Origin of the sequence: Parahoeflea alexandrii, from assembly GCF_024105735.1 — a bacterium.
In the GTDB taxonomy this organism is placed as follows: domain Bacteria; phylum Pseudomonadota; class Alphaproteobacteria; order Rhizobiales; family Rhizobiaceae; genus Hoeflea; species Hoeflea alexandrii.
Map to the genome: position 1 here is coordinate 619,535 of NZ_JAAAML010000001.1, position 23,285 is coordinate 642,819.

Below are 23,285 nucleotides of genomic sequence, written 5' to 3' on the forward strand. Positions count from 1 at the left end.
AGATCTCAGTCGAAGAGGCTCGAAACCGATTGCTCGGCAGCGGTGCGGTTGATCGCCTCTCCGATCAGCGCGTCCGTTGAAATCACCCGGATATTCGGCGCCGAGTGGATTTCCTGGGTCGGCTGAATCGAGTCGGTGATGACAAGTTCCTTGAGCTTCGAGGATGAAACCCTGGCGACTGCGCCGCCGGAAAGCACACCATGGGTGATGTAGGCGGTTACCGATTTGGCGCCATTGTTGAGAAGCGCTTCAGCGGCGTTGCACAGGGTGCCGCCGGAATCGACGATGTCGTCGATCAGGATGCAATCCTTGCCATCAACCTCGCCGATGATGTTCATGACTTCGGATTCACCCGGCCGGTCGCGGCGCTTGTCGACGATCGCGAGCAGCGAGCCAAGCCGCTTGCCGAGCGCACGGGCGCGCACCACGCCGCCGACATCGGGGGAGACGACCATGACATTTTCCAGCTCATACTTGGCCTTGATGTCGCGGGCGATCACGGGGATGGCGAACAGGTTGTCGGTGGGAATGTCGAAAAAGCCCTGGATCTGGCCGGCGTGAAGGTCCAGCGTGAGAACGCGGTCGGCGCCAGCCTCGGTGATCAGGTTGGCCACCAGCTTGGCCGAAATCGGTGTGCGGCCGGATGCGCGGCGATCCTGCCGGGCATAGCCGAAATAGGGAAGAACTGCGGTGATGCGCCGGGCCGACGAGCGGCGGAAGGCGTCGATCATGATCAGCAGTTCCATCAGGTGGTCATTGGTCGGGTAGGACGTCGACTGAAGGATGAAGACATCCTCGCCGCGGACGTTTTCCTGAATCTCGACAAAGATCTCCTGGTCGGCAAAACGCCTGACGCTGGCCTTGCCCAGAGGCACGTTGAGATAATTGCAAATGGACTCTGCCAAACGCCGGTTCGAGTTTCCTGCGAAAACCTTCATTTGGGACCGCCTGTTTTTTCGGCCGCGTCGCTCCGTGCGCAGGATCACGCAAGGGGACGGGGCGCCAACCCGTTTGCCCGCCTTTTAGCGGGGGTTTTGATGATTGCAAGCACACATCGCCAAGCGGTGTAATTTTTCTGTTAAACTTCTCGAGCCGTGACGCGGCGAGGCCACAGCACGACACATCCCCAGGGTTGCTACAGGCCGCGCCACGCAATGTAGTCAGAGAGGGTGCGGGTGGCGATCTGCTCCATCACACTGGCGGGCACGGAGGCCCACGGATCACCAGAGCCGCCCGGGAAGCTCTCCTGCCCCTGGATGCGCGTCAGACGGGTGCCTGAGGGATCGAGAATGTCCCAGACATAGTAGACGGTGGTCTGGCCGTCGAAGCTGTCGGCTGAAAAATACCCTTTGAGCACATGCTCACCGCCCGGATCGGAGGCGCTGAGGATCGCAAGGCCGCGATTGCGGGCCTCGACGGCCAGTTGCCGTGACAGCGGGGTGACCGCATTCACCGGCGCGCCGATGACCGGCATGAAACGGATCTGCCCGCGAACCTGGCCGGCGGGGAGGGCTGCCTGTGTGGGGGCCTGTCCTTGCGGGACTGTTGCCTGTGTCGGAGGCGCAGCCGCGGTTCCAGGTGCGCCGGCAAACGGATCAAAGCCGCCTGGCGATGGCGTATCCGCAACCTGTTGCTGCTCACCGGGAATCGGCTGGAGAGACTGCTCTGTGACATTGCAGCCCGCCAGTCCCGTCGCCAGTATGGCGATCATGCCGATAAATCTGATGCCTTGCATCATGCTTCCCGCCCGTTTCCCATGCTGTTATGAAATCCCGGAGGCAGGCCTGTCAATCTTTGACGAGACGGGTGGGCAGGATGGTGAAGCCCTACACCTTGTCGATGCGGCAGGCTGCAAGACTTCAAAAAGGCGGATGCCGGCCGGATCGTTCAGGCGGCGATGATCAGATCAAGTGGTTTGGCAGACAGGGATTCAGGCTCATCCTGGGTCGTCAGATAGGTCTGGCCGAGGGTCATCGCGGTCCCGGTTTCCGAATCCATGATGATCATGTGCACGAACAGCGTCATGTCCGGGGCGATCTCCAGCGGGTTGCCGGTGTGGAACATCTGGTGCTCCATCCAGCTCGGGGTAAACCGCGCGCCGACCGAGTAGCCGCAGGCGTTGAGGCGATGACGCGTCAGGCCGCGCTCGTCCATGACCTCGGAATGGGCGTCGAACACATCTCCAAAGGTGGTGCCAGGCTTGAGGATGGCGGTGATGGCGTCCAGCGACAGCCTGCAGGCCTCGTAGAGTTCGACGTGGCGGGGTGTCGGCTCGCCCAGGATCACGGTGCGCATCATCGGGGCATGGTAATGGGCGAAGACACCGGCCCACTCGAGCGTGAGCTGGTCGTTTGCCTCGAGCTGGCGGCGCCCGGCCTTGTAGCGGCACAAAAGCGCGTCCTCGCCGGAGCCGATGATGAACTCGTTGGCAGGATAGTCCCCGCCGCCGGAGAACACAGCGCCCTGCATCGCCGCCAGAATGTCGGCCTCGCTGCCGCCGGGCTTGATCAAGGGCATGGCCGCATCGAGCGCCGCGTCGGACAATTCCGCCGCACGCCTGGCATAGACGATTTCCGCCGGGCTCTTGATCAACCGCAAGCGACTGACGACGTGGGAGGCGTCAACCAGCTCGGCAAAGCTCTGAAGCTGATTGTCGAGCTTGTGGCAGTTTGCGCCGGTCAGTCCGTGGGTATCGTACTCGACGCCAATGCGGGCGCCGAGCAGATCGAGGTCGGAGAGCAGGTTCTTCAGGTCCAGCGCGGGATCGGCGTTGGTCCTGTCGGTCCAGACCATGATCCGCTCGATGTTGGATGTCTGCCGGGCCTGGCGCAAGTCGGCCGAACGCGTCAGCAGGGTCATGTTGCCATCGGCCTTGACCACCAGGCACTGGAAGAAGCAGAAACCGAAGGTGTCGTAGCCGGTCAGCCAGTACATGCTTTCCTGGGCGAACAGCAGAATGGCGTCGAGCTTTTCCTCGCGCATGCTGGCGGTAAGCTTGTCCAGACGGGCGGCGTATTCCTCGCGTTCAAAATGCAGGGCCATGGGCGTCCTCCTTGATGGCGATGGCGGAGATCTGTCGTCCGTAATCGGGTTCGTTGCGGTGGGTGGAGCGGCGGTAGGAATACCAGGCCTGCTCATCGGCATAGGTGCAATCGGGAAGCATTTCGGATCTCAGCCCGGCCTTGAGCAACCGGTCGACCGTGTACTGCCGGAGATCGAACAGGGCGTGTCCCGGTCTCGACGAGGCCTTGAAATAGGTGTCATGAGCAGCATCACGGGCGAGGAAGCGGTCTACGAATTCCGGCCCGACCTCGTAGTTCTCCTGACTGATCGACGGGCCAAGGGTCGCGACGATACGCGCGGGCTTCGCGCCCAGTTGCTGCATTGCCTCAATGGTGCTTTCGAGCACACCGTCAAAGGCGCCGCGCCAGCCGGCGTGGGCTGCGCCGATGACGCCCGCTTCCGCATCGGCAAACAGCACCGGACCGCAATCAGCGGTCAGCACGCCGATCACCAGTCCGGGGGTGCCGGTAACCAGCGCGTCGGCTTCCGGCCGCTCGGCGCGGTTCCCGGACGTTGCGATATGCACCCGCGGCGAATGCACCTGATGCACGGTGACCAGCCGGTCGAGATCCAGTCCGAACCAGCGGCTGACCCGGGTGCGATTTTCGATGATGTCTGCGCGGTCGTCCTTCGAGCCAAGGCCAACGTTCAGGCCGTTGTAAAGTCCCTTGGAGACGCCGCCGGCCCGGTTGAAGAAACCATGGGCGATGCGGTTGTCCGGGGACAAGCCATCCAGCAGTGCGCTTCGCACCGGGGCTGGTGCGTTGCCCTCAACCGTCATGAACTGCTCCTCCCGTAGGGCCTGTGGGGCGAGTCGAATCCGCCGATCGTGCCTCTCAGCGCGCAGATGGTGGCCATCCGGGCTGCTCCTGTCAATTGACCGGTTCAAGCCTGTTGGGGATCAAAGGGCGCAATGCGGACCTTCCGGCCGCTGACCGCCAGGACCTTGAACAGCGCTCCCATGCGGCCTTCCCCTTCGCCGGCGAGCCGGTTGACCGCGTCGCCTATGGTCGCCTGAGTCAAACTGTCACGTCCGGCGCCCAAAGCTCCCGCACGCTCGAGGATGCCCAGGCCCAGGAGAAAATCGCCCTGGGTGAGGGGGCGGTGGACATGGGCGCCGGCGGCCCCCGCGGCCTCGGCCAGGACCTGGAAGTCGACATGGCTGGTCAGGTCGGCCTCGCCCGGGCGGGCCAGCGGTGGGTCAAATTCATGCTGGTGGACGGCTTGCAATGTGTCGCCGAAACCAGTGACCAGATGGCCATAATCGATGATCAGGGCGGTGCCCCCGTCACGCACGAGTTTCGCGGCCACGGCCTGCATCACAGCCGCCCGTGCCGGCGAGATCTCGAAAATCTCGCCTTCGCGGACAGCCGCTTCGGGGATGGGCAACAGCGAAGTGTCGAGACCAGCCGGGCCGAGGCCGAAAGCCAGGGCGCCTGTGTCATCGAGCCCGACCATGCGCTCGGAAAAACCCTGCCGCGTCTTGATGAACTGGCGAATTGGTATGGCGTCGAACAATTCGTTGGCGACCATCAGGGTAAAGCCCGCCGGGATCTCCTCGAAGGCGTCGTGCCAGCTGATCCTCTGCTTGACCCGGACCAGTGTCTGGCGCTGCACATTGCGCAGCCGCTCGCTGGTTTCGACCATGTGGATCGTGGCTTGTTCGTAAAGGGCCGGCGCCAGGCGGGAGATTACCCGCAACGCGTCCGACATCAGCGTTCCGCGTCCCGGTCCGATTTCGATGATCCGGGTGTTTTCAGGCGCGCCCTGGACATGCCATGCCTGGACCAGGAACACGCCGATCATCTCGCCAAAAAGCTGCGAGATTTCCGGAGCGGTGATGAAGTCGCCGGACTGGCCGAAGGGCTCGCGGCTCTGATAGTAGCCATGGTCGGGATCGGCCAGGCAAAGCGAAAAGTAGTCCGAGATCTTCAGCGGTCCGGTTTGCTGGATAAGGTTCCTGATCTTCTCGGCAAGCGGTGTCATCCCTGGGACCTTTCCGGACTTGCTCAAGCGCGTGATCTGGCGGTCGCGACCGCCCAGATGCCGACCGCCAGCATCGGCAGTGACAGCACCATGCCCATGGTCAGCCAGCCGCCCGCGAGGTATCCGATCTGGACGTCCGGCTCCCGAAAGAACTCGATGAAAATCCGCGACAGCGCATAGCCGATAACGAAGCAGCCCGCGACCAGCCCGGGTTGGCTGAGAGCCTTGCGGCGGTAGATCAGCCAGGCCAGGACAGCGAGCAGAAGCAGGCCCTCGAGGGCGGCTTCATAGAGTTGCGTGGGGTGGCGGGGGAACGGGCCGCCAGTCGGGAAGACGAAAGCCCAGGGCACATCGGTGAGTTTGCCCCAGAGCTCGGAATTGATGAAATTCGCCAGGCGGCCGAAGAACAGGCCCACCGGGACAACGGCGCAGACGATGTCGAACAGGCTGAAGACCGGGATGCCGCGGCTGCGGGCAAACAGGATCATAGCGACCAGGGTACCCAGAAGGCCGCCATGAAAGGACATTCCGCCATTCCAGATTTCCAGCGCGCGCATCGGATTGGCTGCAACGGATGCAAAGTCATAGAACAGAATGTATCCGATGCGCCCGCCGGCGACGATGCCGACGGTCGCCCAGATCAGGAAGTCATCAATGTCGAGCTGTGTCATGCGCGGACCGGACTGCGGCCAGAGGCTGTCGTTGGCCACAAGCCTGCGGGCATACTGCCAGCCGAGCAGGATGCCGACCACATAGGCAAGCCCGTACCAGCGCACCTGCACCGGGCCGATGGCAAAGATTACCGGATCAATGTCCGGAAAGGCCATCAGCGACAACAGTGTTGCGGTGTGCTCCAACGCGGTGTCCTTCCTGTCTGAGCGGGAGGATGTGGTTCCCGGACAGCATCGTCATTGTTACAGGGCAGCCACTCTACCCGTGTTCCGTACAGAATTGATCCTCTGGCATGGCATGCGGGCTTTGCGCAAGCCTTGCGCTGCATGGTTTGGCTTGCAACTCGGCGCCGGAATGCTTACCTCAGATCCTGACTGCAAAGGCGAAGCCGCCCGAATGAACCCGAAACAGGGATGACGATGATGAACAGCGGATCGAACAGACTTCTCGACGAACTTGCCAAGGTGATGACCGACGCGGCGGGTGCGGCCCAGGGTGTGCGGCGGGAAATGGAAACCGCCATGCGCAGTCAGCTCGAACGGCTTCTCAATTCGATGGATCTGGTCAAGCGCGAAGAGTTCGAGGCGGTTCGTGACATGGCGGTCAAGGCGCGTGAAGAGAATGACGCGCTGTCGGCACGGCTCGATGCCCTTGAAAAGAAGCCGACTGCGACGGCTTCGCAAGCCGCCAAACGGCCTGTATCCAAGAAGGCTCCTCCGAAGGACGCCTGAGGGTCGATTGTACCCAATTTTTTTTGCACAGGTTATCCACCGGACCGCGAGGCTCAAAAAGCCTTTTGCGTGAGTCAGTTATGACTCCCGGCGGAATCACTTTCGCAGGTCGGTCCACAGGCTTCGGCTGACAAAATGCTGCCGGGGGACTGGCGCTCGGACTCTGCATTTATACACTGATTCTAAATGATGATTCGGAACGGGCAGCAAACAGCCCCGGCAGGAGTCGCAAATGCGTGCGCCCCGGGATGCGGGTGAATCATGCGTGAGAGAATTGGTTGTCCGGATGCCGCAGGAGCGGTTCGCCGGACGCTTGAAATGAAGCTAGGTGGGGCATGAATCTCAGTAATTTCGAATTCGAACGGCACTCCAATCCGGTAGACATGATCGAATTCGTGGCGGCGTCCAACGACTGGACGTTCGAACGCTCCGGTGAACACGAGATCGCGATGACGGTCGAGGGGCACTGGACCGATTATCACGTGTCGTTTTCCTGGATGGAGGACTGCGAGGCGCTGCATATCGCCAGCGCATTCGACATCAAGGTTCCGGACATGCGGGTCACCGAGGTGATGAAGCTTCTCTCCCATGTCAACGGCCAGGTGCTTATGGGGCATTTCGACCTCTGGCAGCAGGAGCATGTGATCATCTTCCGCCAGTCTCTGCTTCTGGCTGGCGGTGCCGAGCCGACCAACCGCCAGGTCGAGGTGCTGCTGTCCAACGCGCTTGATTCCTGCGAGGCCTATTTCCAGGCCTTCCAGTTTGTCGTCTGGTCGGGAATGGATGCCAAGTCGGCGATCACGGCCGTGATGTTCGAAACGCGCGGCGAGGCATGAGATGATTTCTCCCGGCACTCCCCTGGTTCTGGTCGGCGCCGGCAATATGGGCGGCGCCATGCTCAGCGGCTGGCTGGATGCAGGGACTGATCCGGCCGCGATTGTCGTGATCGACCCGAAGCCGCCGGAAGCGATGGTGGAGCGGCTGGCGAATGCCGGTGTGAGATGCGAAGCCTCCGCGCCTCAGGGCGTGACCGCGGGCATCCTGATGCTGGCGGTCAAGCCGCAGATCATGGATGCTGTGCTGCCCGGCCTGAAAGGCCTCGTCGGTCCGGACACGGTCAGCCTGTCGGTCGCTGCCGGCAAGACGATTTCCTATTTTGAAGAGCGGCTTGGCGGCGCGGTGGTCCGGACCATTCCGAACACACCGGCGATGGTCGGACGCGGCATTACCGGCGCGGTCGCAAATGCGGCCGTGAGTGCAGAAGCGAAAGCCGAGATCGACCGCTTGTTGTCGGTTTGCGGGCCGGTTGAATGGGTTGAAGACGAAGCGATGATCGATGCGATCACCGCAGTGTCGGGCAGCGGCCCGGCCTATGTCTTCTATCTCGTCGAGTGCATGGCGGAGGCGGGGCGCAAATGCGGCCTGCCGGCGGACCTTGCCATGCGGCTCGCACGGGAAACCGTCACCGGCGCCGGAGAGTTGATGCACCGGTCCCCGAGCGAGGCTGAGACACTGAGGCAGAACGTGACCTCGCCGAACGGCACGACGGCGGCGGCTCTGTCGGTGCTGATGGCGGAGGACGGCATCCAGCCGGTGTTCGACAAGGCGCTGAAGGCTGCCGCCGACCGGTCCCGCGAACTGGCTTCCTGAGATCCACCCTTTCAAGACATGCGAGGCCGATGATGAGCGCGACGATTGCCTGGGATGATTTCGAGAAGGTCGATATTCGCACCGGCACCATTGTTGCCGCCGAACAGTTCCCTGAGGCGCGCAAGCCTGCCTTCAAGCTCCGGATCGATTTCGGGCCGGAGATCGGCGAGAAGAAATCATCGGCACAGATCACCGTGCATTACACGCCCGAAGGTCTCGTTGGACGGCAGGTGATGGCGGTGGTGAATTTTCCCCCGCGCCAGATCGGGCCTTTCATGTCGGAAGTGCTGACACTGGGATTTGCCGATGCCAATGGCGATATCGTTCTGGCGGCGGTCGACAAGATGGTTCCGAACGGCGCCCGGCTGATGTGACCGCGGCGCCTCGGGGTTTCTGAAAAGTCCCTGTTTAGACATTTGTGCCAGCCGTTTCAGGCGGGCAGACGCACCGTTGCGCGCAGGCCGCCCATGGCGCTGTCTGACAGGGTGACGTCGCCGCCATGGCTGCGGGCGATGTCGCGCACGATGGCAAGTCCGAGACCCGTGCCGGTTTCATCCTGGTTGCGCGCCGCATCAAGACGGTAGAACGGCCGGAACACGTCCTCCCGCGCGTCGGCGGGGATGCCCGGACCGTCATCGTCGATGTTGATGGTGAGCCACCTGCCGCGGTTGACGGCCTCGATGGAAACCTCGTCGGCATGGCGGCAGGCGTTGGAGACCAGGTTGGTCAGCAGGCGGTCAAATGCGTTGGGCCGGACATTGATCTCGTCGTCGCCCTGCACCGACACGCTCACGGTGGCGCCGCGCAGCCGTCCGTCTGCCGCAACCTTCTCGACAACGTTGTTCAGGCTTACCGTGCCGACATCCTCCTCGGCTTCGCCGCGGGCGAAGGAGAGGTAGCTGTCGAGCATCGACTGCATGTCGTCGATATCCTTGTTCAGGCCGTCGAGCTCCGGTCCATCGCCGACCAGCGCCAGTTGCAATCGGAACCGGGTGAGGATGGTGCGCAGATCGTGGCTGACGCCGGAAAGCATGGCGGTGCGCTGCTCGAGCTGGCGCTCGATGCGTTCGCGCATCTTGATGAAGGCGATGCCGGCGCGGCGGACCTCGTCGGCGCCGCGGGGGCGGAAGTCGTCGGGCATGCGCTGGCCCTTGCCGAAGCTTTCGGCGGCCTGGGTGAGCTTGAGGATCGGCCGGATCTGGCCGCGCAGGAACAGGATGGCGATGACCAGCAGAACCAGCGAGGTGCCGACCATCCACAACAGGAAGATGTGGGTGTTGGAGGCATAGGCCTGGCTGCGCTTGGCAAAGACCCTGAGGATCTTGTCCTCGAGCTTGATTCGGACCTCGACGATGTTGGAATTGCCGACGGTGTCGATCCAGAAGGGAAGCCGCACCTGCCTGGTTATCTCCTCGGAGAGGATCTGATCGAGAATCGAGAAGAACGGCTTCGGGCGCGGGGCGGGCAGGTCGCCTGGCGGCTCGATGGCGATGTTGAGCTCAAGCCGTTCGCGGGCGATACGGATGATCTCGTCGTAGTCTGAATCCTGCGGATAGGTCGACAGCACGTCGATGATGGCGGCGATGTCGCGCGTGACGGCCATGGACAGCCGCTGGGTGACGGTCTGCCAGTGCCGCTCCATGAAGACAAAGGCGATGACCGACTGCAGAAGCACCATGGGGATGATGATGATCAGCAGGGCTCGCGCATAGAGCCGCGTCGGAATGCGTTTGGTGAACCAGCGCGTGAAACGACGGAAGCCGCTTGGCGGATAACGCTCATATTCCCGTCGAATGGAGTCGATGCTGGCCATGGCTCCCAAACCTCCCGCCCTGCGCGGTCATTGCTGATTGTTGGTGGTTATAAACAAGCTGAGGCGGAATGGGTAGCGACAAGCGGCAGCGCGCCTCCATGTCATGGTGCAGCGGGGCATCGCACGTTGCACCGGGATGGACCTGACTGACTTCTGCTGACGTCCTCGATCACAGTGGTACAGGACGGCTTCTGAAACCCTATGAAACTTCTTTCGGACAGTCTTTGCAAAAAGCTTGCAAAGCAAGCCAACACACCCATCTAATCTGAAATTGTTCTGGGAGGAGCATCACGCATATGGAACGACCTTGGACTTCTTTTTACGGGCCTTCCGTCCGCGCCGAGATCGATGAGTTGCCGTTTCGCAATCTCGGTGATCTGGTCAGCCATACTGCCTCGGTCTATGGCGAGGCTGCGGCTTTCACGGTCTGCCTTCCCAATGGCATGAATGGAACGCTGAGTTTCCGTCAGGTCGACGAGATGTCGACGGCACTCGCCGCCTATCTGCGCGAGGTCGCCGGCCTTCAACAGGGCGACCGGGTGGCCCTGCAGGCGCCCAATGGGCTACCGTTTCCGGTGGTCGCCTTTGGGGTGTTCAAGGCGGGCTGCGTGCTCGTCAACGTCAATCCGCTTTACACCGCCGAGGAGATGGCCAAACAGTTTGCCGATTCCAAACCTTCGGCGCTGGTGATCGTCGACATGTTTGCCGACAAGCTGCCCGAAGCGCTCAAGGGCCATCACATCCCGACGGTGATCGTGACCCGGGTGGCCGAGTTCATGCCTTCCTTGCCGAAAATGATTGTCGGTGCGGTTCAGAAATACTGGGACAAGACCATTCATCCGGTGGATGTCGCCCATATCCGGCTGCCAGACGCGATTGCGGCAGGCGCGGCGCGGCGGGATGAAGGCAAGATCGGGGCCGGGTCCTATACGGCGTCAGTCGATCCCGATGACATCGCCTGTCTGCAATACACCGGCGGCACCACCGGTGTGTCCAAGGGCGCCATGCTGTCGCACCGCAACATCATCATGAACATGGCGCAGACCATGGAAATGATCAGCGGTGTGAAGAAGGGCGAGGAAGTGGCGCTGACAGCGCTGCCGATGTACCACATCTTTGCCTTCACCGTGAACCTGATCGGGTTCTACTGGCTTGGCGCGCGCAACATCCTGATCCCCAATCCGCGGCCGCTGTCCAATCTCAAGCGCGCATTCGAGAACTACAAGATCACCTGGATGAGCGGGGTCAACACGCTGTTCAATGGTCTCTCAAGCGAGGTCTGGTTTCTCGACACGCCTCCCAAGCATCTCAAATTTGCTTCCGCGGGCGGCATGGCGCTGCAAAAGGCGGTGGCCGAGCGCTGGGAAGAGATCACCGGAAAGCCGGTTCTCGAGGGGTACGGGCTGACTGAATCCTCGCCGGTGATCACCTTCAACCCGCTTGGCCGGACCCGCAGCAATTCGATCGGCGTGCCGGTGCCCTCAACCGATGTGGCCTGCCTCGATGCCGGCGGCAAGCCGGTGGCGCAAGGCGAGGCGGGCGAACTGGCTGCGCGCGGGCCGCAGGTGATGCTGGGCTACTGGAACCGGCCTGAGGAAACGGAAAAAGCCATCAGGGATGGCTGGTTGCTGACCGGCGACATCGCCACCATGGATGCGGACGGCTATTTCCGGATCGTCGACCGCAAGAAGGACATGGTCCTGGTCTCGGGCTTCAACGTCTATCCCAACGAGATCGAGGATTGCCTTGCAGCGCATCCAGGCATTGTCGAATCCGCCGTGATCGGTGTTCCGGACGGAGCATCGGGTGAAGCGGTGAAGGCCTATGTCGTCCGCCGTGACCCGGCGCTGACCGTCGAGGACGTCCGCGCCTACTGCAAGCTGCACCTGACCGGCTACAAGGTGCCCAGGCTGGTCGAGTTCCGCGATGACTTGCCCAAGTCCAATGTCGGCAAGATCCTGCGCAAGGATCTGCGTGCGGAGCAAGAGACCAGGACTTCCGAAGCCGCAAGCGCCTAGGACAAGCATGGCCGACCGGAGCGCTGTGGCGGTCCGGGAATCGAGTAGAAACGACCGGCTTTCAGGGAGGAACCATGGTCGGACCTTTGGAACAAGCAATTCTGGCTTTGATGATCTTCGTGATCATGCTTGGCATGGGCGCGTCCCTTACCCCGCGCGATTTCGCGCTGGCGCTGAAGCGGCCCTACGGTCTGTTTATCGGTGTGGCCTCGCAGTATGGTTTCATGCCGTTCATTGCCTTCCTGCTGGCAATCAGCCTGCCGGTACCGGACCCGATCAAGATCGGGATCCTGATCATGGGCTGCATGCCCGGCGGCACCACGTCCAATATCTTTACCTATTTCTCCAAGGGAAATCTGGCGCTGTCGGTGCTCATGACGGTCAACTCGACCGTCTTCGGCGTGGTGTTGATCCCGCTGGTGCTGGTGCTCTATGCGGGGGCGCTCGATCTGCAGATCCCGCGCGAGAACATCATCGTGACGCTGGTGCTGCTCCTGGTGCCGGTTGCCATCGGAATGGGCTTGCGCAAGCTCAATGCCAATGCCGGAGCGGTGACCGAGTTCCTCGGCTCGCTGCTGGCCGTCATTTTCATCCTGTTTCTGATCGTGTCCTGGATTCCGAGGAACTGGGACTTTCTGACAACGACGACCTGGGCCACCTATTTTGGCGCCATTGGGCTTGGCGTGTTCGGGTTCGCCATCGGCTACGGCTTTGCAACGCTGCTCAAACTGCATCCGCGCAATGCCCGCACAATCGCACTGGAAACCGGCATTCAGAACGGACCGCTGGCGATTGCCATCATCGCCTTCACCTTCTCCGGCACCGAGGCCCAGTCGGTGATGGCGGTACCGGCACTCTATTCGCTGTTTATCGTTATGACATCGACGATGCTGACCTTCTGGTTCCGCCGGATCAATAACGCCGGAGAGCAGAAATTGCCTGACGGCCTGCTGTAGCATTCCAAGGCCGGGCAGCCCCGGTGCGCCCGGTAAGGCAACCTGTGGGCCATCGGACATGAAGAAAACGGCCCGTGCTTATAAAGCACGGGCCGCTCATTCTTGTTGGGCCTGCCAGGACTGGGGTCAATCAGGCGGCGCGTTGTGCCCGTGGCGCATGGGCCCGGTTTGAGGAAACCTCGAACTGATCGACCATGCCGCTCAGCTTCTGGGCGCTTGCTGCCAGCTTGTGCATGACCGCGGTGGCTTCCTCGACCATGGCGGCGTTCTGCTGCGTGACCTGGTCCATCTGGTTGACGGCGCTGTTGATCTCGCCAAGGCCGGTGGTCTGCTCGCGGGCGGCTGTTGCGATCGAAGCGATATGATCGTTGATCGCGGCAACCTGCTCGGAGATGGTGCCGAGCGCATCGCCGGTTTCGTTGACGAGCTGCACACCGCTTGCCACTTCCTCGCCGGACTTGGTGATCAGGCCCTTGATGTCCTTGGCCGCGCTTGCCGAGCGCTGTGCGAGTTCGCGAACTTCCTGGGCGACGACGGCGAAGCCCTTTCCGGCTTCACCTGCCCGGGCGGCCTCGACGCCGGCGTTAAGCGCCAGCAGGTTGGTCTGAAAGGCAATCTCGTCGATCACGGAGATGATCTTGGAGATTTCGTCCGATGCCGATTCAATGCGCGACATGGCGTTGACGGCGTTGGAGACGACGCTGCGGGAATTGACCGTGCTGCTCTGTGCCTTCTCGGCCATGTCCCTGGCTTCCTCGGCGCGGGTCGCTGCACTGCGCACCGTTGCGGTGATCTCGTCGAGCGCGGCAGAAGTTTCCTCGAGCGAGGCTGCCTGCTGTTCGGTGCGCCGCGACAGGTCGTCCGTTGCCGCCTGCATTTCGGATGCGCCGGCATTGATCTCGTGGGTTTCTCCGCTGAGCTCGGCCATGGTTTGGCTGAGACGATCGGCGGCATGGTTGAAATCGGTCCGCAGCTTTTCGAACTCTCCGGTGAAGGCATGATCCAGCCTGACCTTCAGGTTGCCATTGCTGAGTTCGCTCAGGGCTGCGCCCAGTTCGCGAACAGCTGCTTCGGTTTCCTGGTCACGAGCGGATTTCTCGGCCTCGCGGCGCTGGCGCTCGGCTTCGGTCTCTTCACGGCTGCGGACCGAGTCCGACTCAAGCGCGATCTTTTCGACCGCCCCGTCGCGCAGGATCGTCAACGAGCGGGCGAGAGAGCCGATCTCGTTGCGCTGGTCCTGGCCAGGCACGTCGATATCGAGATTGCCTTCGGCGAGCGCGTTGGCGACGTTGGTAAGCCGCGGGATGCCACCAAGAACCTGCTTTGTGACAAACGCTGCGATGGCGACTGCAGCCAAGAGAACCAGGATTGCAACGATGCTGATGGTCCAGGCCATTTCGCTGGCCATGGCATCGATTTCCGCCGAGCGTACACCGGCGTAAAGGATGCCGATCGTTTCGCCTGCCGGCGAGTAGATCGGCTCATAGATGGTGTAGTACGGCGTTCCCAGGATCACTGCCTCGCCGCGGAAGGTCTCGCCCTTGGTCAGGACCGGGTAGACCGCGCCCTTCTGACCCAGCGGGGTTCCGACCGCCCGGTTGCCATCGGGCTTGATGATGTTGGTGGTCTTGCGCCAGAAATCCCTGGTTTCTGCATCCCAGGCGAAAATCGTCGCCGTCTGGCCGGTCATGCGGCCGATGGTGTCGATCATCTCGTGGCTTTCGAAGCCGGTCGGGATCGATTCCATCTCGATTCGCTGGACGTTGCCGTCGGCTGCCCATGCGATGGTGGTGCCCGGAAGGTCGCGAGCCACGATGGTCGCCGCCGTCCGCAAGCTTGTGTTCTGGCTTTCGATCGCCTGAGCCTGGATACGTTTACTGATATTGGCGGAGACCGCCAGTTCGACCACACCAAGTGCAACCAGAAGAAGAGATACGGTCATCACCGTTACGGTTTTGACTACCCCGAAGCGTGAAAAAATTGACATGCTAACCCCCGTAATTTTGACAGAGATTAGTATTGAATGGTTAAGAAAATTAAACTTAACCCCGACATTTTTAAGGGGTTCAACCCGAGATGCTCCGGATTGATACAGGTTTCTTGGGTAGTATATCTCTGTAGCATTCACGCTTGAATTGCTGCAGCAATCTTGCTGTTGGAGGAGTAAGTGGAATCAAGGCAGCCTCAGCTTTTCCAAGGTAGGGGCTCGGGTACATACTTGGTCTTCCGATGGAGCCGGCGCTCTAGACCTTTGTCTCCACACTCAGCCGGTAGCCGATGCCACGCACGGTCTGGAGCCAGACCGGATTGGCCGGATCGTCCTCGATCTTGCGGCGCAGGCGGTTGATCTGAACGTCGATGGTACGTTCGCCGACCTCTATGTCGCCGCCGACGAGTTCATGGCGGGGAACGGTCTCGCCGGCGTTTTCGGCAAAGGCGACCATGATCTCGCGTTCGCGGTCGGTGAGGCGGACGGGCTCGCCGGATTTCTTCAGTTCGCGGCGGGCGATGACGAAGGTGAACGGACCGAAGACCACCTGTTCGACCTTTGGCGGCGAGGGCTGGCCGCCGCGCTTGAGGATGTTGTTGATCCTGAGCACCAGTTCGCGCGGATTGAACGGCTTGGCAAGGTAGTCGTCGGCGCCGGCTTCGAGGCCGTCGATCCGGGCCTCGCCTTCGGCCAGCGCGGTCAGCATTAGGATCGGCACCGTCTTGATCTCGCGCAGCGACCGGGTCAGTGACAGGCCGCTTTCACCGGGCATCATCACGTCGATGATCAGCAGGTCGAAATCGAGACCTTCAAGCTTGCGGCGGGCCTCGTCGGCTTCGGCGGCAGTGGTGACACGAAACCCCTGTTCGGTGAGATAGCGTGACAGCAGGTCACGGATCCGGGTGTCGTCGTCGACGACCAGCAGGTGGGCTGCATCATCTTCCGGCAAGGGGTTTGTCATTGGTCTCGTCCCTCATTGATCTCGCTGTGATCCTCTTCCGGCCTGTGCGCACCGGGATTGATCATGCCGGAAAGGAAGGTCGTGACCGCTGTCCGTCCATTCTCATCCATACCTTCCAGTGCATTGGCGATACGGCGAGACTGTGGCCTTGCCAGTGCCAGCGCCAGTTCGCGCCCCCGGTCGGTGGGGAAGAGACGACGTTGCCTGCGGTCTTCCGGGCCGGCAACCTGGGCAATATAGCCTGAATCGATGAGTTGTTTGAGAACCCTCGCCAGCGACTGCTTGGTAATCTTCAGCGTGTCGAGCAGGGCGGCTACCGTCAGTCCGGGTTCGCGGTTGACGAAATGGACGACACGGTGATGGGCGCGTCCGAACCCGGACGTGTCGAGGATGGCGTCGGGATCGGAAATGAAATCACGGTAGGCGAAGAACAACAGTTCGATGATCTCGAAGTCGATACCGTCATTGTCCCCCATGGGACGGTCAAGGATCTGGTCGGATTCGGGCTTGATTGCGCCGGCACGGTTCATGGCGACTTTTCCTTTCAAATATGTCAGCTATGTTGACATAATTTGGCGCAATTGCTAGCTTCGATTTGCGCGCGAGGCAAACTGGCCTTGCCCGCCGGCTTGCCAATGCCCGTTTGCCTCACGCCTGATTTTGGCGCTTGAGCCACGGTCACCGACACCGGCTTAAAGACAACCATTATCACGGCGGCATACCGCCTGGAGGAAACGCGATGGCGTCCGTACCTTTTGACCAGCTCGAAGGCGAAATCTGGTTTAACGGCGAGTTCGTGCCGTGGAAAGATGCAAAAATTCATGTCCTGACCCACGGGCTGCATTATGCCAGCGCCGTTTTCGAAGGTGAACGGGCCTATGGCGGCGAGATCTTCAAGCTGACCGAACACACCGAGCGGCTGCATACGTCCGCTGATATTCTCGGCTTCAAGATCCCCTACAGCGTCGCCGAGATCGATCAGGCCTGCGTCGAACTGCTGGCGCGGCAGGGTTTTGAGGATGCCTATGTGCGTCCGATCGCTTGGCGCGGATCGGAGATGATGGGCGTGTCGGCCCAGGCCAACCGGATCAACCTGGCCATCGCCATCTGGCAGTGGCCCAGCTATTTCAAGCCGGAAGAGCGGATGAAGGGCATCCGGCTCGACATGGCCGAGTACCGGCGTCCGGACCCGCGGACCGCGCCGTCGCGATCCAAGGCCGCCGGGCTTTACATGATCTGCACGCTGTCCAAGCATCGCGCCGAAGAACGCGGCTATGCCGATGCGCTGATGCTGGACTGGCGCGACCAGGTGGCTGAAGCCACCGGCGCCAATGTTTTCTTCGTAAAGGACGGCAAGATCCACACGCCGACGCCCGACTGTTTCCTGGACGGCATTACCCGGCGCACCGTGATCGGCCTTGCCAAGAAGCGCGGCTACGAAGTGATTGAACGGGCGATCCAGCCCGAAGAACTCGAGGGTTTCGAGCAGTGCTTCCTCACCGGGACAGCCGCCGAAGTCACTCCGGTCTCGGAGATCGGTCCCTACAGCTTCACTGTCGGCGAGATCACGCAGAATCTGGTCAATGACTACATGTCCGAGGTGCAGCCGAAAAAGATTGCCGCCGAGTAATCCCTGCGACCCATTCAGAACGAAAAGGCGGCGCTCCCCAATGGAAGCGCCGCCTTTTTTGCTGTCGGTGTGGGTGGCTTACTCCGCGGCGTCGCCGATGACGCCGCGGCGGATCTGGTCTTCCTCGATGGATTCGAAGAGCGCACGGAAATTGCCCTCGCCAAAGCCTTCATCGCCCTTGCGCTGGATGAACTCGAAAAAGATCGGGCCGATTACGGTCTTGGAGAAGATCTGCAGCAGGATCTTGGTCATGCCGCCATCGACCACGCCTTCGCCGTCAATCAGGATCCCGTGTTTCTTCATCCGGTCGAGCGGCTCGTCGTGGCCGTGAACCCGCTCCTTCGAGAGGCCGTAATAGGTATCGGGCGGACCGGGCATGAATCTGACGCCCTTGTCGGCAATCCAGTCGGTGCCCGAATAGATGTCATCGGTACCGACCGCGATGTGCTGGATGCCCTCGCCATTGTACTTGCGAAGATATTCCTCGATCTGGCTCTTGTCGTCGGTGGATTCGTTGAGCGGGATGCGGATACGGCCGCAGGGCGAGGTGATGGCGCGCGACACCAGGCCGGTCAGCTTGCCCTCGATGTCGAAGAAGTGAATCTGCTTGAAATTGAACAGGTTGCGGTAAAAATCCCACCACTTGTCCATGTTGCCGCGGATGACATTGTGGGTGAGGTGGTCGAGATAGTAGAAGCCCGCGCCCTTCGGCCTGGGATCGCGTTCGCCGAGCCAGTCGAAATCGGCGTCGTAAGCCGAGCCCTGGTCGCCCCAGGTGTCGACGAAGTAGAGCAACGACCCGCCGATGCCGACGATGGCCGGTACGTCGAGTGTCTTGTCGCTGCCCTTGTATTCCTCGGCGCCCTTCGAGACGGCATGGGCAAGCGCCTGTTTTGCATCGGCAACGCGCCAGGCCATTGACGGTGCACAGGGGCCGTGGATGCCGACGAAGCGGTCGGCGAAGGAGCCTTTCTCGGCATTGAGAATGTAGTTGATGTCGCCCTGGCGCCAGACCGTGATCGCCTTGGTCCGGTGGCGGGCAACCGGCTCGTATCCCATGCGGGCGAACAGCGCCTCAAGCACTTCCGGTTCCGGATGGGCGAACTCGACAAATTCGAAGCCGTTTGTGCCGGCCGGGTTGTCTTCGGAAATGGTTGCGCGTGGTGCGTCGTGGGGGAACGGACCCATGGTTTCTCTCCTCGTTTTGTCCGCGCGGCTCATGATCTCGGCAGCGCTGGTTGACTGTTGCACATGATGCTGCATATTCGGTGCAAGGTGCATGCATTCACGACAATCAACCGATGAATGTTGCGTGAAATGTGCATGGAAATGTGAAATGGAGATCATCTCGTGCATCTGGATGAGTTCGATCGCAAGCTGCTCCGCCTGCTGCAGGCGGACGGCCGCCTGACCAACAACGAGCTGTCGCACAAGGTGAACCTGTCGGCCTCGCAATGCTCACGCCGGCGCACACGGCTGGAGCAGGACGGCTATATCAGGGGCTATCGCGCCGACCTTGACCGGGAGAAGCTTGGTGTCGGTATCGTCAATCTGATCACGGTGACACTGGCAACGCACAATCGAGACAATGCCCAGCGATTCGCCCGACTGATCGGCGGCTTGCCCGAGGTGCTGGAAGCCTATTCGCTGACCGGAGAGATGGATTACATCATCAAGGTGGTCACCCCAGACCTGCGCAGCCTTTCGGCCTTTGTCAGCGATGTGCTGCTGCCGCATGAATCCGTCCAGCACGTCAAGACCGCGATCGTTCTCGACACCTTGAAAGAGGGCGGCGGCCTTCCAGTATGACAAGGAACGGCCACGCTGACGGGCGGCGCGGGTGCGGGCATGTTTTTTTGCCTGCGGATGGAACCAAACCCCTCCGAAAGCGTTCCGGGTAACGGCGACTTGTGGCGCAACAGTAACAAAAAAGGTGATTGAGACAGAATGGAAGATCTGATGGCGAGTGCATCCGAATCCCAGTTGGGACAATTGCTGGGCGGCTGGGGCGAGGCATTCAACGGGCTTCAGGTGCTGATCGTCACCTACGCCTTTTCGGTGATCGGCGCGATCCTGATCCTGATTGTCGGGTGGAGCATTTCGCGCCTGCTGGGGCGCTGGGTGCGAAGCCTGCTCACCAGGTCGCACAGGGTCGATCCAACGGTGGTCGGGTTCTTCTCGGTCTTCGTCCGCTACGCCGTTCTGGTGGTGGTCGTCATCATGGTGCTGGGCCAGTTCGGCGTTCAGACAGCATCGATCATCACAGCCTTGGGTGCTGCCGGCCTGGCGATCGGCCTGGCGTTGCAGGGCACGTTGCAGAACATTGCCGCCGGTATCATGCTCCTGGTGCTGCGGCCGTTCCGTGTGGGCGAATACATCGATGCGGACGGTGTATCGGGCACGATCCAGGAGATCGGGCTTTTCGCCACCGAACTGAAAACACTCGACGGTCTGTACCGGATGGCGCCGAACTCGCAGCTCTGGAACGTTCCGGTGACAAATTACTCGCGTCTGCCCGAGCGCCGGCATGACCTTGTCATCGGGATAGGTTACGAGGACGACATCGAGAAGGCGCAGTCGGTTCTCATGGATCTGGCGCGTGCGGATAGCCGGGTGCTGTCCGATCCTGAACCCTGGGCCTATGTCTCGGAACTTGGCGACAGCGCGGTTGCCGTGACCTTGCGCTACTGGACAAAGTCCGCCGACTGGTGGACCACAAGCCGCGAAATGACCAAGGCGGCGAAAATCGCCTTTGACGAGAACGGCATTTCGATCCCATTCCCGCAGGTCACTTATTCCGGTTCATTGGACGTCGAACCTCGCGAGCCCGAAAAGACGGCTTCCGAGCAGGCTCAATAATCCGCATCATGGCGCGAAGCACAGGCATTGGAGGGTGACATCCATTGTCTGTGCGTTCATTTTGCGGTCAGCGAGTCGAAGAACAGGAACGTTCAAAATGGGCAATTTGCAAGCCGGCATTATCCCGGTGACACCGTTTCAGCAGAACTGCACGGTGATGTTCGATCAGGATACCAAGTCAGGGGTGGTGGTTGATCCGGGCGGTGACGTCGACGTGATCCTGCAGACGATCAGCGAAAACGGACTTACCATCGAGGCGATCTGGCTTACGCATGGGCATATCGATCATGCCGGCGGTGCGGACGAGTTGCGCGAAAAACTTGGGGTCAAGATCATCGGTCCGCACAAGGACGACCTGCCATTGCTCTCGGGACTTGAGGCGCAAGCCAAGATGTTTGGTCTGGAGATGGATGTGCGCAATGTTGCGCCCGACCAGTGGCTTGAGGACGGCGACAAGGTGTCGTTTGGCGTGCACGAATTCGAGGTCTTGCACACGCCTGGCCATGCGCCGGGTCACGTGATCTATTTCAACCGGGCCGAGGGCTTTGCGCATCTTGGCGATGTGTTGTTCGCCGGCTCCATCGGCCGCACTGACCTGCCCGGCGGTGATCATCAGACCCTGCTCAACTCGATCCGTGACAAGGTGTTTCCACTGGGCGACGAGACGGGCTTTATCTGCGGCCACGGACCTGGCGGCAAGATCGGCGAGGAGCGCCGGACAAACCCGTTCCTCAAGGGGCTATAGCGCTGCTGCGGCGCCAGCCGGATTGCCATAAATCATTAAAAAACCGGCCATCGCTGTCAGAGCGAGGCCGGTTCTTTTTTCGAGCGGGTCGTATCAGGGCCTGTGGCAGGCTTCGCTGTGGACGCTCGCCGGTGGCTTTCTATCTGACGACGCAGAAATGGTCGCGACCGTCATAGCCCCGGTAGGTGCCTGTCGAGGCATTGAAGGAGCGGTACTTGTTGGCGCAATAGCGGTACCAGGAACGGCTCCACGGCTCGTAGCTGCCGCCGCTGACGGCCCGCGGGGCTGAACGCTCCCGGTAGATGACGCGCGGCTGGTTACTGTTGGCAATCGCTCCGCCGATGATGGCTGCCGCACCCAGGCCGATGATGCCGAGCGCGATGGCATCGCTGTTGTCGTGATGACGGTAGCCGCGATACTTGTGGTGGCGGTAGCTGCGGTTCGGGTTGACCCAGCGTTGCTCGTGAGGCCGGTACAGATGCGGCTGGTTCGGGTCGAAGAATTCGGCCTCACCGGCGCTGGCGATACCGGTCGTCAGCGGCGCGAAAGCGGTCGCGGCGGTGAGCAGGGTGATGCCAAGCTTTCTTGCAAACATGTTCATCGGTGTATCCTTCCCGGTTGGCGTCTCTTTGTGATGACCGGTTTTCCCGGCTTGAATGAACCCTATCCGGCTCAAGCTGAACGCCAGCTGAACAGTATCATAACACCGCAGTCAGGCGAAAATCTGACAAGCGTCAATCGGGCGGAAACAAAAAAGCCCGGTGATTGCGGCACCGGGCTTTCATGGTCTACAGGGTCGATGTCAATCAGGCGAGGCGCAGATTAACGGCCTTCGGTCCCTTGCCGCGGCGATCGGGCTCGGTGTCGAAGGCCACCTTCTGGTTTTCCTCAAGGCCGGTCATTCCCGAAGCCTGGACGGCTGAGATGTGAACGAAGATGTCCGCACCGCCATTGTCAGGCTTGATGAAGCCGAAGCCCTTGTCGACATTGAAGAATTTTACGGTACCAGTTTCGGCCATGCTGTCAGGTCCTTTGATTGCCTTCCGGTCTCCGCTCGGATTGTCCGGTTGGCGAGCATCATGTCATATCCCGCATTGGCGCGGGGGTTATGGCAGGCAGTTCTTGAAGTGTGTGGAAAGGTCCTGATTTTAACGGCTTCGCTCCTGCACGCGGTATGGCGTGTGAGTGTGTGTTGAAGTCGTCCGAAGTTTTTTGTGCGGCTTCGGCGCGCATGTTTCTGGTCTTCCCGTGTTCGCAAATTGCCCGAACATATCAAAGATGATTGTTTTGTTTGAAATTGGCAAGCAAAAGTTTGGTGACGCTTGCCGGCCGCAAGTCCAGGACCTGGCCGGATCACCACAGGGTGATCCGGCCAGGTGTCTGCGGTTACTCGACGATTGCGATCTCGGTGGCTTCGGTGGTGCCGTCGTTGAACATGATCATCACGGTCTTGCCGGCTTCGATGCCTTCCACTTCAACGCCTGCAGCGATGGTGTAGACTTCACCGGATTCAAGTTCGACGGTGCTCGCAGCAGGGTCAAATGTCTTGACGACGCCTTCGATTTCGCCGGCGAAGGCGGTCGAGAGCATGGCTGCGGATGCGAAAGCGATTGCAACGATCTTTTTCATTGGTCTTTTCCATAGGTTGTTACCCGATCCGCGACCGGCTGGCAGATTTGCCAGACTGGTGTCGGTTGCGGCGGGGCGGCGCTGATATGCGCCTGAAGAAAACGCCGCGCAAGCGGCAGAAAGATATATTTTTCAAGGCTGAAACCGGCTTAATTTTGCCATGATCCAATCAGATCGGTCCGGCTTTTGTGCATGTTTCAGCCCTGAAGACGGCAGGTCTGACCGGACGGAAAACGTCCGGCCAGACCGCGACTTGTCATTCCACCACGGTGACAGCAGTGGCGTCGGTGGTGCCGTCGTCATAGGTGATGACGACCTTGCCGCCCGGCTGGAGCCCGTCGAGCTGGACGCCGTCGGTGATGCGGAATGCCTCACCGCTTTCCAGCACGATCATCTTGGTGGCCGGGTCGTAGCTGGTGACCACGCCTTCGACTTCCGCGGCAAAGGCAGCGCCTGTCAGGCCCAGGACAGAAACGGTGGTGATGAAAATCTTCTTCATGTGATGTCTCCCTTGTTTTGCATTGCGCACCGTCAGTGGTGCTTGCAGGACCAAACCTGTGGCCGCGGGAGCCCGGATGCAAA

The 23,285-nt window shown here is 61.0% G+C and carries 25 protein-coding genes; 10 read left to right on the forward strand and 15 right to left on the reverse strand.

Annotated elements, in window-relative coordinates; all coding sequences use genetic code 11:
• Positions 1 to 5: 5 nt before the first annotated feature.
• The 6 genes from GTW23_RS02790 to lgt all read right to left on the reverse strand — a co-directional run bounded on the left by GTW23_RS02790 (position 6) and on the right by lgt (position 5,906).
• A complete protein-coding gene (locus GTW23_RS02790; RefSeq protein WP_152007738.1) occupies positions 6 to 938 on the reverse strand; it encodes a ribose-phosphate pyrophosphokinase in 933 nt (310 codons plus the stop codon).
• Positions 939 to 1,135: 197 nt separating this feature from the next.
• Complete coding sequence (locus GTW23_RS02795; RefSeq protein WP_252914539.1) at positions 1,136 to 1,738, reverse strand: hypothetical protein; 603 nt, start codon at positions 1,736 to 1,738, stop codon at positions 1,136 to 1,138.
• A gap of 149 nt (positions 1,739 to 1,887) precedes the next feature.
• Positions 1,888 to 3,042, reverse strand: coding sequence for a M24 family metallopeptidase (locus tag GTW23_RS02800; protein ID WP_152007740.1), 1,155 nt, complete (start codon positions 3,040 to 3,042; stop codon positions 1,888 to 1,890).
• On the reverse strand, positions 3,026 to 3,844 hold the full coding sequence (pgeF, locus tag GTW23_RS02805; protein ID WP_152007741.1) for a peptidoglycan editing factor PgeF: 819 nt from the start codon (positions 3,842 to 3,844) through the stop codon (positions 3,026 to 3,028). The genes GTW23_RS02800 and pgeF overlap by 17 nt, the downstream gene beginning before the upstream one ends.
• 104 nt (positions 3,845 to 3,948) lie before the next feature.
• On the reverse strand, positions 3,949 to 5,049 hold the full coding sequence (locus GTW23_RS02810; RefSeq protein ID WP_252914540.1) for a class I SAM-dependent methyltransferase: 1,101 nt from the start codon (positions 5,047 to 5,049) through the stop codon (positions 3,949 to 3,951).
• A gap of 23 nt (positions 5,050 to 5,072) precedes the next feature.
• Positions 5,073 to 5,906: a prolipoprotein diacylglyceryl transferase gene (gene lgt / locus GTW23_RS02815; RefSeq protein ID WP_252914541.1), complete on the reverse strand. Its 834-nt coding sequence runs from the start codon at positions 5,904 to 5,906 to the stop codon at positions 5,073 to 5,075.
• A 237-nt stretch (positions 5,907 to 6,143) separates the two neighbouring features.
• On the opposite strand from lgt, the gene GTW23_RS02820 reads away from it, so the two are divergent.
• The 4 genes from GTW23_RS02820 (at position 6,144) to GTW23_RS02835 (ending at position 8,476) form a co-directional block, all read left to right on the forward strand.
• Positions 6,144 to 6,452, forward strand: a complete 309-nt coding sequence (locus GTW23_RS02820) for an accessory factor UbiK family protein (protein WP_252914542.1) — start codon at positions 6,144 to 6,146, stop codon at positions 6,450 to 6,452.
• Positions 6,453 to 6,787: 335 nt separating this feature from the next.
• Positions 6,788 to 7,288, forward strand: a complete 501-nt coding sequence (locus tag GTW23_RS02825) for a type III secretion system chaperone family protein (RefSeq protein WP_152007745.1) — start codon at positions 6,788 to 6,790, stop codon at positions 7,286 to 7,288.
• Position 7,289: 1 nt separating this feature from the next.
• On the forward strand, positions 7,290 to 8,102 hold the full coding sequence (proC, locus tag GTW23_RS02830; RefSeq protein ID WP_252914543.1) for a pyrroline-5-carboxylate reductase: 813 nt from the start codon (positions 7,290 to 7,292) through the stop codon (positions 8,100 to 8,102).
• A 32-nt stretch (positions 8,103 to 8,134) separates the two neighbouring features.
• On the forward strand, positions 8,135 to 8,476 hold the full coding sequence (locus GTW23_RS02835; RefSeq protein WP_252914544.1) for a tRNA-binding protein: 342 nt from the start codon (positions 8,135 to 8,137) through the stop codon (positions 8,474 to 8,476).
• Between the two features lie 56 nt (positions 8,477 to 8,532).
• Here GTW23_RS02835 and GTW23_RS02840 read toward each other — a convergent pair whose 3' ends face one another.
• Positions 8,533 to 9,915, reverse strand: coding sequence for an ATP-binding protein (locus GTW23_RS02840; RefSeq protein WP_152007748.1), 1,383 nt, complete (start codon positions 9,913 to 9,915; stop codon positions 8,533 to 8,535).
• A 296-nt stretch (positions 9,916 to 10,211) separates the two neighbouring features.
• On the opposite strand from GTW23_RS02840, the gene GTW23_RS02845 reads away from it, so the two are divergent.
• Together GTW23_RS02845 and GTW23_RS02850 are read left to right on the forward strand one after the other, a co-directional pair.
• Complete coding sequence (locus GTW23_RS02845) at positions 10,212 to 11,933, forward strand: AMP-binding protein (RefSeq protein ID WP_252914545.1); 1,722 nt, start codon at positions 10,212 to 10,214, stop codon at positions 11,931 to 11,933.
• Positions 11,934 to 12,007: 74 nt separating this feature from the next.
• Positions 12,008 to 12,889: a bile acid:sodium symporter family protein gene (locus GTW23_RS02850; RefSeq protein WP_152007750.1), complete on the forward strand. Its 882-nt coding sequence runs from the start codon at positions 12,008 to 12,010 to the stop codon at positions 12,887 to 12,889.
• A gap of 130 nt (positions 12,890 to 13,019) precedes the next feature.
• Here GTW23_RS02850 and GTW23_RS02855 read toward each other — a convergent pair whose 3' ends face one another.
• The 3 genes from GTW23_RS02855 to GTW23_RS02865 form a co-directional block, all read right to left on the reverse strand.
• On the reverse strand, positions 13,020 to 14,876 hold the full coding sequence (locus tag GTW23_RS02855; protein WP_252914546.1) for a methyl-accepting chemotaxis protein: 1,857 nt from the start codon (positions 14,874 to 14,876) through the stop codon (positions 13,020 to 13,022).
• A 256-nt stretch (positions 14,877 to 15,132) separates the two neighbouring features.
• Positions 15,133 to 15,840 (reverse strand): response regulator, encoded by a 708-nt coding sequence (locus GTW23_RS02860; RefSeq protein WP_152007752.1) that lies wholly within the window; start codon positions 15,838 to 15,840, stop codon positions 15,133 to 15,135.
• Positions 15,837 to 16,370, reverse strand: coding sequence for a MarR family winged helix-turn-helix transcriptional regulator (locus GTW23_RS02865; protein ID WP_252914547.1), 534 nt, complete (start codon positions 16,368 to 16,370; stop codon positions 15,837 to 15,839). The genes GTW23_RS02860 and GTW23_RS02865 overlap by 4 nt, the downstream gene beginning before the upstream one ends.
• A gap of 209 nt (positions 16,371 to 16,579) precedes the next feature.
• Between GTW23_RS02865 and GTW23_RS02870 the strand changes: the two genes are divergently transcribed.
• On the forward strand, positions 16,580 to 17,470 hold the full coding sequence (locus tag GTW23_RS02870; protein ID WP_152007753.1) for a branched-chain amino acid aminotransferase: 891 nt from the start codon (positions 16,580 to 16,582) through the stop codon (positions 17,468 to 17,470).
• 78 nt (positions 17,471 to 17,548) lie between these two features.
• Here GTW23_RS02870 and hppD read toward each other — a convergent pair whose 3' ends face one another.
• Entirely contained in the window at positions 17,549 to 18,658 is a 1,110-nt protein-coding gene (gene hppD / locus GTW23_RS02875; protein ID WP_252914548.1) for a 4-hydroxyphenylpyruvate dioxygenase, read from the reverse strand.
• A gap of 162 nt (positions 18,659 to 18,820) precedes the next feature.
• On the opposite strand from hppD, the gene GTW23_RS02880 reads away from it, so the two are divergent.
• The 3 genes from GTW23_RS02880 (at position 18,821) to GTW23_RS02890 (ending at position 21,074) form a co-directional block, all read left to right on the forward strand.
• On the forward strand, positions 18,821 to 19,279 hold the full coding sequence (locus tag GTW23_RS02880) for an Lrp/AsnC family transcriptional regulator (RefSeq protein ID WP_252914549.1): 459 nt from the start codon (positions 18,821 to 18,823) through the stop codon (positions 19,277 to 19,279).
• 150 nt (positions 19,280 to 19,429) lie between these two features.
• Positions 19,430 to 20,329 (forward strand): mechanosensitive ion channel family protein, encoded by a 900-nt coding sequence (locus tag GTW23_RS02885; protein WP_152007756.1) that lies wholly within the window; start codon positions 19,430 to 19,432, stop codon positions 20,327 to 20,329.
• 97 nt (positions 20,330 to 20,426) lie between these two features.
• The gene (locus GTW23_RS02890) at positions 20,427 to 21,074 is read left to right on the forward strand and encodes an MBL fold metallo-hydrolase (protein WP_152007757.1); all 648 of its coding nucleotides are present in this window, start codon (positions 20,427 to 20,429) and stop codon (positions 21,072 to 21,074) included.
• A gap of 139 nt (positions 21,075 to 21,213) precedes the next feature.
• Here GTW23_RS02890 and GTW23_RS02895 read toward each other — a convergent pair whose 3' ends face one another.
• From GTW23_RS02895 to GTW23_RS02910, 4 genes are all read right to left on the reverse strand, one after another.
• Positions 21,214 to 21,675, reverse strand: coding sequence for a BA14K family protein (locus GTW23_RS02895; protein ID WP_152007758.1), 462 nt, complete (start codon positions 21,673 to 21,675; stop codon positions 21,214 to 21,216).
• Positions 21,676 to 21,880: 205 nt separating this feature from the next.
• Positions 21,881 to 22,093 carry a cold-shock protein gene (locus GTW23_RS02900; protein ID WP_152007759.1) on the reverse strand — a complete coding sequence of 71 codons (213 nt, stop codon included), beginning with the start codon at positions 22,091 to 22,093 and terminating at the stop codon, positions 21,881 to 21,883.
• A 367-nt stretch (positions 22,094 to 22,460) separates the two neighbouring features.
• Positions 22,461 to 22,703 (reverse strand): DUF1344 domain-containing protein, encoded by a 243-nt coding sequence (locus GTW23_RS02905; RefSeq protein ID WP_152007760.1) that lies wholly within the window; start codon positions 22,701 to 22,703, stop codon positions 22,461 to 22,463.
• 256 nt (positions 22,704 to 22,959) lie between these two features.
• Positions 22,960 to 23,202, reverse strand: a complete 243-nt coding sequence (locus GTW23_RS02910; protein WP_152007761.1) for a DUF1344 domain-containing protein — start codon at positions 23,200 to 23,202, stop codon at positions 22,960 to 22,962.
• Positions 23,203 to 23,285 lie beyond the last annotated feature (83 nt).